12 protein-coding genes are annotated in these 12546 nt (G+C 67.9%); 9 read left to right on the top strand and 3 right to left on the bottom strand.

Features of this window, described 5'->3' with window-relative positions; all coding sequences use genetic code 11:
- Positions 1-161 precede the first annotated feature (161 nt).
- The 7 genes from rsgA (at position 162) to AC1MED_RS13505 (ending at position 7395) form a co-directional block, all read left to right on the top strand.
- Complete coding sequence (gene rsgA, locus AC1MED_RS13535; protein ID WP_479783775.1) at positions 162-1304, top strand: ribosome small subunit-dependent GTPase A; 1143 nt, start codon at positions 162-164, stop codon at positions 1302-1304.
- Between the two features lie 261 nt (positions 1305-1565).
- Positions 1566-2663, top strand: coding sequence for an ABC transporter ATP-binding protein (locus tag AC1MED_RS13530; RefSeq protein ID WP_479783774.1), 1098 nt, complete (start codon positions 1566-1568; stop codon positions 2661-2663).
- The gene (locus tag AC1MED_RS13525; protein WP_479783773.1) at positions 2663-3361 is read left to right on the top strand and encodes an ABC transporter permease; all 699 of its coding nucleotides are present in this window, start codon (positions 2663-2665) and stop codon (positions 3359-3361) included. The genes AC1MED_RS13530 and AC1MED_RS13525 overlap by 1 nt, the downstream gene beginning before the upstream one ends.
- On the top strand, positions 3358-4104 hold the full coding sequence (locus AC1MED_RS13520; protein ID WP_346960232.1) for an ABC transporter permease: 747 nt from the start codon (positions 3358-3360) through the stop codon (positions 4102-4104). Before AC1MED_RS13525 ends, AC1MED_RS13520 begins: the two co-directional genes overlap by 4 nt.
- Entirely contained in the window at positions 4101-5063 is a 963-nt protein-coding gene (locus AC1MED_RS13515) for an ABC transporter substrate-binding protein (protein ID WP_479783772.1), read from the top strand. Before AC1MED_RS13520 ends, AC1MED_RS13515 begins: the two co-directional genes overlap by 4 nt.
- A gap of 187 nt (positions 5064-5250) precedes the next feature.
- On the top strand, positions 5251-6471 hold the full coding sequence (locus AC1MED_RS13510; RefSeq protein WP_479783771.1) for a pyridoxal phosphate-dependent aminotransferase: 1221 nt from the start codon (positions 5251-5253) through the stop codon (positions 6469-6471).
- Positions 6472-6540: 69 nt separating this feature from the next.
- Positions 6541-7395, top strand: coding sequence for a polyphosphate kinase 2 family protein (locus AC1MED_RS13505; protein ID WP_479783770.1), 855 nt, complete (start codon positions 6541-6543; stop codon positions 7393-7395).
- Positions 7396-7409: 14 nt separating this feature from the next.
- Here the strand turns inward: AC1MED_RS13505 and AC1MED_RS13500 are convergent, their stop codons facing one another.
- Entirely contained in the window at positions 7410-7652 is a 243-nt protein-coding gene (locus AC1MED_RS13500; protein ID WP_479783769.1) for an exodeoxyribonuclease VII small subunit, read from the bottom strand.
- A 98-nt stretch (positions 7653-7750) separates the two neighbouring features.
- Complete coding sequence (gene xseA / locus AC1MED_RS13495) at positions 7751-9037, bottom strand: exodeoxyribonuclease VII large subunit (protein WP_479783768.1); 1287 nt, start codon at positions 9035-9037, stop codon at positions 7751-7753.
- A 189-nt stretch (positions 9038-9226) separates the two neighbouring features.
- Here xseA and AC1MED_RS13490 point away from each other — a divergent pair, with 189 nt between their 5' ends.
- Together AC1MED_RS13490 and AC1MED_RS13485 are read left to right on the top strand one after the other, a co-directional pair.
- Positions 9227-10090 (top strand): cation diffusion facilitator family transporter, encoded by an 864-nt coding sequence (locus AC1MED_RS13490; RefSeq protein ID WP_346960227.1) that lies wholly within the window; start codon positions 9227-9229, stop codon positions 10088-10090.
- A gap of 22 nt (positions 10091-10112) precedes the next feature.
- The gene (locus AC1MED_RS13485; protein WP_346960226.1) at positions 10113-11204 is read left to right on the top strand and encodes a 4-hydroxy-3-methylbut-2-enyl diphosphate reductase; all 1092 of its coding nucleotides are present in this window, start codon (positions 10113-10115) and stop codon (positions 11202-11204) included.
- Positions 11205-11222: 18 nt separating this feature from the next.
- Here AC1MED_RS13485 and AC1MED_RS13480 read toward each other — a convergent pair whose 3' ends face one another.
- A complete protein-coding gene (locus tag AC1MED_RS13480; protein WP_479783767.1) occupies positions 11223-12497 on the bottom strand; it encodes a DNA recombination protein RmuC in 1275 nt (424 codons plus the stop codon).
- Positions 12498-12546: the final 49 nt, after the last annotated feature.

The raw sequence follows: 12546 nt of genomic DNA, 5'->3' as shown, positions 1-12546 counted from the left end.
GTGGAAGCAATGAATGCAACGGTCTTGCGCGCGCAGCGCACAACTTCACGCCACATCATTATTCCTGCCCCGGCTCTCCGCATCTCCTGACCCCTTACAGCTGACCGGCCCCAGTGGCCGCAGCGGGCAATGCGCAGCCGGGGCCCAGCAAAGGGCTTCCATTGAATCTTCAGCGCAGTCAACATACCGGCCTCCTGGGGCCGGCCCGTTTCGGTTTTACCGACTCCGTGTCGGAACTTTTCTTCACCCATCCCGTGCCCGGCGGCACCAGCGCCGGACGGGTGGTCCGCGTGGACCGCAACCTCGTGCTGGTAGCCGGTGCCGACGGCCAGGCGCATCTGCCCTATCCGCGGACCGGGCCCGTTCCGGCTACCGGAGACTGGGTCTGGATCGGCAGCAACCCGGTCGGCGAACCCGCCATTCTGGGCGTGCTGCCGCGCCGGTCGGAGCTGAGCCGCAAGCGCGCCTTTGACGCGTCATCCGACGCGCAGGTACTCGGCGCCAACATGGACATCGTCGGCGTGGTGGTGCCGGTGGACCGGCCGCTGACGCACAACAGGCTGGAACGGACGCTCGTCGCGGCCTGGGATTCCGGCGCTACTCCGCTGGTGGTCATCACCAAGGCGGACCTCGCCGCGGTGGCAGACGACGTCGTCGGGCAGGTCATCGTGCAGGCCGCCGGTGTTGACGTGGTCACCACCTCCGCCGAGCAGGGCGACGGCCTCGACGAGCTGCTGGGGCACCTCCCGCCGGGCGGGACGATCGTGCTGCTGGGTCCCTCCGGTGCCGGCAAATCCACCCTGATCAACGCCCTCGTCGGGTTTGAGGCCCAGGAGACCGGTGCGGTCCGGGCCGGTGACGGCAAGGGCCGGCACACCACGACATCCCGTGAGCTGGTTCCGTTGCCCGGCGGCTCGGTGCTGATGGACACACCCGGGGTCCGCGGCTTCGGATTGTTCGATGCTGACGACGGTATGGACGAGGTGTTCGGCGACCTTGAGGAGCTCTTCACCCGGTGCCGGTTTGCCGACTGCGCGCACAGCCGGGAACCAGGCTGCGCGGTGCAGGCCGCGCTCGCCGAGGGTTCGCTGGATGAACGCCGCTGGGCGAGCTACCTCAAGATGCAGCGCGAACTGGCGGCCCTGGCCCGGCGCCATGACGCTGCCGCCCGGCGGGCGTACCAGCGGGAGTGGCACCAGAAGGTGGCGGTGGCCAGCCGGAGCCAGCGGGCGGCCGAGCGGCTCAGGAACGAGCCGCCCCCGAAGGGGAACGGCAAGCGAAACGGCAAGGGCAAGGCGCGGTGACGCCGGCCGGTCCCGCTCCTGGGGCCGGGCGGGACCGGCCGCGAATCCGGCACCCATCCAAAAGCGCTGCCGTGCCGAATGCCCCAGGGTGGCCCCGGCGCCGCTGCCATTCCCGGGCCCGATTCTTCGATGCGGTGCTCCGGGATGGTCGGGGGTGGCAGCTACGCTGGGTCATACCCGCTTTACAGCCAAAAATCAGCATGCATATGATCAGTTGGCTGGACCGTCCCATGTTGCCGCCAACAGTTAGGTAAGCCCGGAATGGCAGAGGCCATGATCGAGTTCCAGAGCGTCACCAAGCAGTACCAGGGCGGCCAGGCCGCCGTCGACGATCTGAGCATGTCCATCGACAAGGGCGCCATCACGGTCTTCGTCGGACCGTCGGGCTGCGGCAAAACCACCTCGCTGCGGATGATCAACCGTATGGTCGAGCCGACCTCGGGCACCATCACCGTGGACGGGCAGGATGTCACCTCTGTCCCGGCCGCGCAGCTGCGCCGGTCCATGGGCTACGTCATGCAGTCCTCCGGGCTGATGCCGCACCGCTCCGTGCTGGACAACATCGCCACCGTCCCGCGGCTGAACGGCGTGTCCAAGGCCGCGTCCCGCAAGCGCGCGCAAGAGCTGCTCGACGTCGTCGGCCTCGCCTCCGGGCTCGGCCGGCGCTATCCCTCGCAGCTTTCCGGTGGCCAGCAGCAGCGCGTGGGCGTGGCGCGGGCCCTCGCCGCGGACCCGCCCGTCCTGCTGATGGATGAACCCTTCAGCGCCGTGGACCCCGTGGTGCGGGACGAACTCCAGAAGGAACTGCTCCGCCTGCAGCGCGACCTGGCCAAAACCATCGTGTTTGTCACCCACGACATCGATGAGGCCACGGTGCTGGGGGACAAGGTGGCAGTTTTCGTCGGCGGCGGGAAGCTGGCGCAGTACGCGACGCCGGAAGAGATCCTGCGCGCCCCCGCGAATGACTTCGTCGCCTCCTTTGTGGGCCGCGACCGCGGCTTCCGGCACCTGGCCTTCAGCCCCTCGGACGGTGTGACGATCCATCCGGCGAACACCGTCCGGACCGGCGAACTCGATCCGAGCGCGGGCCCCGGGGCGGGCGAGTGGCAGCTTGTGGTCGACGCCGACCGGCGTCCGCTGGGCTGGAGCGCGCCCGGCGCAGGCCCCGCGACCGTCCCGGGCGGTTCGCTCTTCCGCAAGGGCGAAACCCTGCGCCGTGCGCTGGACGCGGCCCTGTCCTCCCCGTCCGGACTCGGCGTCGCCGTCGACGCCGACGGTCGCGTGGCCGGTGTGATCACGGCCGAAGAGGTGCTCGCCGTCATCGAAGCGGACCGCCGGGCCCGGCAGGGCGTGCGCTGATGGAATGGTTCCTGGCCAACAGCGGGTACGTCTTTGGCCTGGCCGGCCAGCACCTGGTCCTGGCGATCCTGCCGATGGTCTTCGGGCTGCTGATCTCCATCCCGCTGGCCCAGCTGGCCAGGCGGAACCGGACCCTGCGCGCCGTCGTCCTGACCGCATCCTCGCTGCTTTACACCATCCCGTCGCTGGCGCTCTTCATCATCCTGCCCACGATCCTTGGAACCAGGATCCTGGACCCCGCCAACGTCGTGGTGGCGTTGACCATCTACGCGGTTGCGCTCCTGGTCCGCGCCGCCCTGGACGCGTTTGACTCGGTGGACGAGGACCTCCAGCAGGCCGCCGTCGCCATGGGCTTCAAGCCCCTGGCCCGGTTCCTGCAGATCGACCTGCCGCTGTCCCTGCCGGTGCTGTTCGCCGGGCTCCGCGTCGTCTCGGTCAGCAACATCTCGCTGGTCAGCGTCGCCGCCCTGCTCGGCATCGGCAACCTCGGCATGCTCTTCACCGCCGGACTCCAGCGCGATTTCGTCACCGAAGTGCTGGTGGGCATCGTGGCCATCCTGGTGCTGGCACTGCTGATGGACGCGGTCCTTGTCCTGCTTGAACGGCTGCTGACACCCTGGACCCGGGCCGCTGCGGGGGCGTCCGGCGAACCGGCCGCCCGGCAATCCTCCGATTCAACGGCGGTGGCACAGGCATGAGCAACGTCGTTACCGACACCTTCGCCTGGCTCGCGGATCCGGAGAACTGGGCCGGCAGCACGGGCATCCCGGTCCGCCTTGCCGAGCACCTGCAGTACACCGGCCTCGTGATGCTGATTGCGACGGCCATCGCCGTCCCCATCGGCCTCTATGTCGGGCACACCGGACGCGGCCGTGTGGCCGTCGTGGCCCTCGCCGGTGCGCTGCGTGCCCTGCCGACCCTGGGCCTGCTGACGCTCTTCGTCCTGCTGGCCGGTATCGGGCTAATGCCGCCGGTCTGGGCGCTGGTGATCCTCACCGTGCCGCCGCTGCTGGCCGGAACCTACGCCGGAATCTCCAGCGTCGACCGCAACGTCGTGGATGCCGCCCGGGCCATGGGCATGACCGAACTCCAGGTGCTCTTCCGCGCCGAATTCCCGAATGCCCTGACAGTCATGTTCGGCGGGTTCCGCACCGGCGTCCTGCAGGTGATCGCCACTGTCTCGGTCGTCGCGTACATCAACCTGGGCGGCCTGGGCCGCTATCTTTTTGACGGCCTGGTGCTCTCCGACTTCCCCCAGATGCTCGGCGGCTCGCTGCTCATCGCCGGGCTCGCCATCGCCGTCGACCTGGTCCTCGTCCTGTTCCAGCGGCTCTTCCTGACCCGGGGAGCCGCCCGCAAACCAAACCGGGGCCAGCAGGCCGCGGTTGATCTCACAGACCCCGCGACCGCGGAGACTGTTGTCCAAGGAGGTACGTCATGAAGGAAATCCGCCAACGAGCACTCGGCAGGCGCGCATTCGGCGGCCTGGCCGCCGGCGTCGGCCTGGCCCTGGCCCTGTCCGCGTGCGGAGGCTCGTCCAACCCCCTGTCCTCGGCACCCGCCAGCGGCGGTTCCTCCGGCGGAGCCGGCGGGGCGCTCGTGATCGGCTCCGCCGACTTCACCGAGAGCCAGATCATCGCCGAACTGTACGCCGGGGCGCTCAACGGCGCCGGCGTCACGGCGACCACCAAGCCGAACATCGGTTCCCGTGAGGTTTACTTCAAGGCCGTGCAGGACGGCTCGGTCGACGTGATCCCGGACTACAGCGGAAACCTGCTGTTGCACGTCAACAAGGACGCCACCGAGATCTCCGCCGACGACATCGCCAAGGCATTGCCGGGCAAGCTTCCCGAGGGCCTCGCCGTGTTGGACGCTGCCAAGGCCGAGGACAAGGATGCCATGGTGGTCACCAAGGCAACCGCGGAGAAGTACAAGCTGAAGTCCATCGAGGACCTGGCCAAGGTCTGCAGCGAGATCGTGGTCGGCGCGCCGGCGACGTTCGCCGAGCGTGCCTACGGCCTGCCGGGCCTGAAGAAGAACTACAACTGCGAGCCCAAGAAGCTGGAACCGTTCAGCGACGGCGGCGGACCGGTCACGGTCAAGGCCCTGCTCTCGGACCAGGTCCAGGTGGCGGACATCTACACCACCACCCCGGCCATCGCGGACAACGACCTGGTGGTGCTGGAAGACCCGAAGAACAACTTCATCGCCCAGCAGGTCCTGCCGTTGTACAACAAGGCCAAAATGACCGACAAGGCGAAAGAGGCGCTCAACGCCGTCTCCAAGCTGCTCACCACCGAGGACCTCATCAACCTCAACCGTGCGGTCGGCGGCAGCGAGAAGCAGAACCCGAAGGATGCCGCGGCAGCGTGGCTCAAGGAAAAGGGCCTGGTCAAATAAACCAGAGGCCTTGATTGTTCGACGGCGGCTGCCGGCCCGGGTTTTCCCGGGCCGGCAGCCGCCGCCGTTCTGTCGCCGTTCCATCCTGCGGCGGCCCGGCCGGCCCGGCGGGCGGCCGTATGACGCGGACTTCCGCTGTGAGACAAGTCTCAGGGGAAGTACATCCGCCATATGGCATATTTGATGAATGGCAGAATTCAAGCAGTCCACCAAGCTTAATAATGTCCTCTACGACATCCGTGGACCGATTCTTCAGGCCGCCCAGCAGATGGAGGCAGAGGGTCACCGGATCCTCAAACTGAACATCGGAAACCCGGCCCCCTTCGGGTTTGAAGCGCCGGACGCCATCCTGGTGGACATGATCCGCCACCTGCCGCACGCCCAGGGCTACAGCGATTCGCGGGGTATTTTCTCCGCCCGCACCGCCGTCTCGCAGTATTACCAGACGCGCGGGATCCAGAACATCCACGTCGACGACATCTACCTGGGCAACGGCGTCAGCGAGCTCATCACCATGTCGCTGATGGCCCTGCTGGACGACGGAGACGAGGTCCTCATCCCCACCCCGGACTACCCGCTCTGGACGGCGTCGGTGGCCCTGGCCAGCGGGAAGCCGGTGCATTACCTCTGCGACGAGGAATCCGGCTGGCAGCCCGACCTGGACGACCTCGAAGCGAAAATTACGCCGCGGACCAAGGGCATCGTGGTGATCAACCCCAACAATCCCACCGGCGCCGTGTACCCGGAGGAAACGCTCAAGAAGATCGTGGCGCTGGCCGAAAAGCACGGCCTGGTGCTGTTCGCCGACGAGATCTACGAGAAGATCCTGTACGAGGACGCCGTCCACGTGAATATGGCCAGCCTCACCGGCGACGACGTGCTGTGCCTGACCTTCAGCGGGCTCTCCAAGGCCTACCGGGTCTGCGGCTACCGGGCCGGCTGGATGGCCATCTCGGGTCCGAAGAAAGACGCCGCGGACTACCTTGAAGGCATCAACCTGCTCGCCAACATGCGGCTGTGCGCCAACGTGCCGGCGCAGCATGCCATCCAGACGGCACTGGGCGGTTATCAGAGCATCAATGACCTGATCCTCCCCGGCGGCCGCCTGTTGGAACAGCGGAACAAGGCCTACGACATGCTGAACGCGATCCCTGGCGTCAGCACCCAGCAGGCCCGCGGCGCCATGTACCTGTTCCCGCGCCTGGACCCCGAGGTTTACCACATCCGCGACGACGAGAAGTTCGTCCTGGACCTGCTGCGCCAGCAGAAAATCCTGGTCTCCCACGGCCGCGCGTTCAACTGGGTCCGGCCGGACCACTTCCGCATGGTGACCCTCCCGAACGTCAAGGACCTGGAGGAAGCAATCAACCGCATGGCGGACTTCCTGAGCCGGTACCAGGGCAACTAGGATTCGGGACAGCAGCGCCGCGGGTCGAACGGCACGCCGGCAGGCTGCCCGAACCGGAAAGAGGCTGTCATGGCAGACGTCGTGGACTTCGACAAACACCCCTCCGAGACCCTGCGGGCAGGGAAGAAGTTCAGTCTCCGCGACCTCGACCCGGGCTCGACGCCGGGTTACGCCGGTGACAAGGCTGCCGGCGAGACGCTGCTCAGCGAGCTCGACGGCAAGCTCACGCGACTGCAGGAGCAGCTCTTTGCGGAGTCCAGGACCGGCGGCAAGAAGCGCGTCCTGCTGGTCCTGCAGGCGATGGACACCGCGGGCAAGGGCGGGATCGTCAACCACGTCATGGGACAGATGAACCCGCAGGGCGTACAGCTGAAGTCGTTCAAGGCGCCCACGCCCGAGGAACAGTCCTACGACTTCCTCTGGCGGATCGAGAAGGAAGTGCCCGCGGCCGGAATGGTGGGGGTCTTCGACCGTTCCCACTATGAGGACGTCCTGATCCACCGGGTGCACCGGTGGGCGGACGCCGAGGAACTGGACCGCCGCTACCGTGCCATCAACGAATTCGAGGCCCGACAGACGGCCGCCGGAACGAAGGTCGTCAAGGTCATGCTGCACATCAGCCGCGACGAGCAGCAGGAACGGCTGCTCGCCCGGCTGGACGACCCGGAAAAACGCTGGAAGTACAGCAGCAACGACCTCAAGGAGCGGGCCTTCTGGGAAGACTACATGGACGCTTACCAGACCGCTTTTGAACAGACCAGCTCCGAGCACGCGCCCTGGCATGTGGTCCCGGCGAACAAAAAATGGTACGCCCGGATCGCGGTCCAGCAGCTGCTGCTGGACGCCCTGGAGTCACTGGCGCTGGAGTGGCCCGTCCCGGAGCTTGATGTGGACATGGAGCGCGAGCTGGTGCGGCGCTCCTAGCCGGCCGGTTTAGCTCAGCTGTCCTGGCCGGCCTGGTCCCGGGCCGCGGCAAGGCGCTTGCGGGCTCCTTCGAGCCACTGCTCGCAGCGCTTGGCGAGGGCTTCGCCGCGTTCCCAGAGGGCGAGGGACTCCTCGAGGCTGGCGCCGCCGGCTTCAAGCCTGCCCACCACACCCACGAGCTGTTCGCGGGCTTCCTCGTAGCTGAGTCCGTCAATGTCGGTGTTCGGCGCGGGGGCTGCCGCGTTTTCTGCTGCCATGCTGATTGCTCCTTGGATGAGTGCGGTATTAAAACCGCTGTTGGTGGCCGCCGCTGCGGTCCGGGGAAGTGGGGAGTGGCCGGGACTGCCGGGGAGGGTCAGGCCCCGGCGGTCTCCTGGCCGCCGGTGGACTGTGCCGTGAACCTGCCGCCGGCCACCCGGACGGCCAGCGCTGTGCCGGCAGGCACCTGGTCCGGGTGCCGCACCACCTCGTGGCGGGTTCCCGGAACGGTGTTGCCGTCGTCGAGCTGGACGACGGCGTAGCCGCGGTCCAGCGTTTTCTGCGGCGACAGGGCGCGCACCTGGGCCTTGAGGTGGACCAACTGGTCGGCGGCCCGCATGACGGCGGTGTTAATCGCGGCGTGCGAGCGGCCCTTGAGCCGTTCGACGTCGTCGTGCCGTGCGGTGACCATGCCCTCCGGCGCCGCCAGCACCGGGCGGGAGCGGAGCGAGGCGAGCCGGTCCGTTTCCCGCTCGACGAGGCGGGTGGCCCCGCGGCGCAGCTGGTCGCGGGCCTGCCGGACCCGGGCCAGTTCCTCCACCACGTCGGGCACTATCCGCTTGGCCGCGTCGGTGGGCGTCGAGGCGCGCAGGTCTGCGACGTCGTCGAGGATGGGCCGGTCCGCCTCATGGCCGATCGCGCTGACGACCGGCGTCGCCGCGGCGGCGACCGCACGGATGAGGTCTTCACTGCTGAACGGGAGGAGGTCTTCCAGGGCGCCGCCGCCGCGGGCGATCACAATTACGTCCACGTCCGGACGGGTGTCCAGTTCCTGCAGGGCGCCGATGACCTGGGCCACGGCGGTGTTGCCCTGCACGGCGACCTCGCGGATTTCGAATTCGACGGCGGGCCAGCGCAATGCCGCGTTGCGCAGGACGTCCTTCTTCGCATCCGAGTCGCGTCCGGTGATCAGGCCGATCCGGTGGGGGAGCAGGGGCAGGCGTCTCTTGCGGGAGTCAGCGAAGAGCCCCTCCGCGGCAAGGGCCTGGCGCAGCCGCTCAATTCTGGCCAGCAGGTCACCGAGCCCCACCGGCCGAATGTCTTTGACCGACATGTTCAGCCGGCCCGTCTTCAGCCAGAATTCGGCCTTGATCAGCGCCACGACCCGGGAGCCGCGCTCCAGCGGGGTGGCCTGCCGGTCCAGGACGTTGGTCCAGACGGACGCGGGCAGTGAGATCTCCGCGTCAACGTCCCGCAGCGTGAGGTAGGCGTTGGTGCCGCGGCGGTTGAGTTCGATCACCTGGCCCTCGATCCAGGCCGAGGGTGCGCGGTCGATATGCATCTTGAGCTTCTGCGAGAGCAGCTGTAGCGGCCAGGGGTTGTCCGGGCTGGTGTCTGCCGCGGTAGCCGGCAGGGTGCTGGTGGCGGCGGTGTCTTCAGCCATGCCGGTGGCCGCCGGCGGGGAGTGCCTGGTGCTGGTGCATGTGGGGAGAAGTCCTTTGGTGGATACGGGTCTGCTTCAACTCTATCCATAGCTCTATCAGCGGGCCCGGACGTTTTGGGCCGCTGCTTTCGGGTTCGCCGTTACCCCACCGTAGGATGGCTCTACTCCCAACCCTCCTAGGAGACTTTCGTGCGCACTTTTGTCTCGGCCGTTGCCGTGCTGATCGGCCTTGCCATGGCGGCTGTAGCCGTCCCGGCCATGTGGGTGGACCGGAATATCGTCCAGGAGGACGGATTCGTGGCCCTCTCCGCACCGCTCGGCAAGGACCCCGCCTTCCAGCGGCGGCTGGCCACGGCTGCTGTGAACGGCATCGCCTTTGGCGACCAGCAGATCCCCGACGCGCTGGCTGCTGTGGTCAAGCCGATCCTGCAGGACGCCGCCCAGTCACTGACGTCGATGCCCGGGTATTCAGATGCCTGGGCGGAGACGCTGCGCAAGAGCCACCGGCTGAGCTTCGCCGACCCCCGCACCCTTCCGGCGGACGCGAACGGCACCACCTCCCTGACCCTCGACGTCGCCCCGCTGGTGGGGCTGGTGGTCAAACGGATCTCGGAGGCCTCGCCTGTGCCGTTGAAGGCCCCGGCGGAGGTGCGGATCGCCATCGGCCAGTCCGACCAGCGGCAGCTGATCGAACGTGTCTCCGCCTACGCACCGATGGGCTCCGCCGTCGCCGTGGGCTCGGCCATCGCCTTCCTTCTCGCTTTGGTCGCCGCCCGGCGTAAGTGGACGGTCCTGGCTGGAATCGGCGTCGGTGCCCTCATCCTGGCAGGGGTGTGGAAACTGGGTGCAGATACCGCGGGAACGATTCTCCAGGGCGCCGGCAGCGGGAACGACGTGGCGGAAATCTTCAAGCGGGAGTTCGTGACGGCCTCCACCGCGGGCTTCGGGCAGTGGATTGTCGCGGCACTCGTGGCAGGGGTGCTGCTCCTGGTTTCGGGGCTGGTGCTCCGGGTGGCCGGTGCCCGCCGGACCGCGGCACGAAACCGGTATTAGCGAACACCGGTAGCATTGGGGCATGACCACCACCGCTGTCTCCATACCGATGCCCTCCGTTCCGCGCCGGCGGCGAACGCCGGAAGACGTGCTGGCGGCGGCACCGGTAACCGGGCCCAAAAAGGTGCTGCTGGCGGCCCCCCGCGGCTACTGCGCCGGCGTCGACCGTGCCGTGATCGCGGTGGAAAAAGCCCTTGAGCACTACGGCCCGCCCGTCTACGTCCGCAAGCAGATCGTGCACAACGTCCACGTGGTCAGCTCCCTGGAGGAAAAGGGTGCGATTTTCGTCGACGAAACCGATGAGGTCCCCGAGGGCGCCCTGGTGATCTTCTCGGCGCACGGTGTTTCGCCGGCGGTCGTGCAGTCCGCGGAGGACCGAGGCCTGCGGACCATTGACGCCACCTGCCCGCTGGTGACCAAGGTGCACAAAGAGGCGGTCCGCTTCGCTAAGGACGACTTCGACATCCTGCTGATCGGCCACGACGGCCACGAGGAAGTCGAAGGGACGGCCGGTGAGGCGCCCGAGCACATCCAGATCATCAACGGCCCGCACGAGGTGGACAAAGTCACCGTCCGCGACCCGGAGAAAGTCATCTGGCTCTCGCAGACCACCCTCAGCGTGGACGAGACCATGGAAACGGTCCGCCTCCTGAAGGAGCGTTTCCCCACCCTGCAGGATCCGCCCAGCGACGACATCTGCTACGCCACCACCAACCGGCAGGTGGCCATCAAGAAGATCTCGCCGCAGGCCGACCTCGTGATCGTGGTTGGATCCGCGAACTCCTCGAACTCGGTGCGCCTGGTGGAAGTGGCGCTGGAGTACGGCGCGAAGGCCTCCTACCGGGTCGACTTCGCCAACGAGGTGGACGAGTCATGGTTCGAGGGCGTGGCCACGGTCGGCGTGACCTCGGGGGCTTCCGTGCCGGAGGTGCTCGTCAAGGACGTGCTCCGGCTGCTGGCCGACTACGGCTACGGTGCCGTCGAGGAAGTCGTCACGGCGGAGGAGGACCTGCTGTTCTCGCTGCCGAAGGAGCTGCGGGCCACGCTCAAGCAGGCCGGGGACGTCTCCCGCGCCCTCGGCGGCCGCAGCGCCCGTTCCGCGGAAAAGTCCTAAGCTCCCGGCCACACCGCCCTAGGCGGCGGATTCTTCCGACTCCCCGCGGTCACCGGGCTGTCCCGCGGCAGCTTCCGCGGAACCGATTGCCTGTTGCAGTTCCGGGGCTGCCACGGAGCGCGGCGTCGCCTCGACGGTGACCGGCGTCGCCAGGCCCGCGCCGTCCATGGCGTTAAGCTTCCGCGCGGTGGGCAGCACCCTGGCTTCCAGCGTGCCGACCAACGAGTTGTAACGGTCCACCGACGTCTTCAGCGATGAGCCCAGCTTGGAGACGTTGTCGCCCAGGGTGCCCATCCGTTCATAAAGCTGCTGCGCCAGCTCGAAAAGCTCCCGCGCGCTGTCCGTCAACACGTCCTGCCGCCAGGTGAACGCCACGGATTTGAGCACCGCCAACAGCGTCCCGGGCGAGGCGAGGACGACGTTCCTGGACAGCGCATAGTCCAGCAGCGCCGGATCTGCCGTGAGGGCGGCGGCCAGGATCGACTCCGCGGGCAGGAAACACACCACCAGTTCCGGAGCGTTGCCGGGGATGTCCCAGTACTTCTTGTTGCTCAGGGCATCCACGTGGGCCTTCAGCGCCTTGGCATGGGCTGCCAGCAGCGACTGCTGGCCGTTGAGTGTTCCCGCTCCGGGGGCCCGGCCGCCGGCGGGCGAGCCGAGTTCCTGCGCCTCCAGGTAGGCCGTCAGCGGCACCTTGGCATCCACCACGAGCTGCTTGTCGCCCGGGAGCTGAACCACGAGGTCGGGCCGGACGGTGGCCTCGGACCCCGAGCCTGAACTGTGCAGCTGCTCGTGGAAGTCGACGTGCCGGAGCATCCCGGCCGCTTCCACCACGCGGCGCAGCTGGACTTCGCCCCACTGGCCGCGCGCGCTGTTGGACCGCAGGGCCGACTCCAGCGCGTGCGTTGACCGCAGCAGCTGCTCGTCCGAGAGCCGGGCCTCCTGCAGCTGCTGGGCGAGCTGGCCGTACTGTTCCAGCCGGTCCCGCTCCAGCAGCGAGACCTGTTGCTGGACGGCGGTGAGCTTCTCGGCCACGGGTGCCAGCGCGCGGAGCACGCTGCCGTCCTGCGTCCGCGCGTCGCCCAGCTCCCGGTTCTGCGCCGCGAGCAGGCGGCGTTCGGCGTCGGCGGCGGCGAACTGGGCACTGACCTCGGAGAGCCGGGCGGAGATGCCGTCGAAGTCGTGTTCGAGGGCGGCGCTGCGGCGCCGGGACACCACGAAGGTGAAAGCGGCGCCGGCCACGGCTCCGATGAGCAGCATCAGCAGGGCAAGAATGAGTGCGAAAGCGTCCATGCCTTCACTCTGGCACGCAGCCCTGACACTTTTTGCCAGGGACGCACGG

The sequence above is a fragment of the Arthrobacter sp. BI5 genome, assembly GCF_056680065.1.
This window is presented reverse-complemented; position numbering and strand designations above follow the sequence as displayed.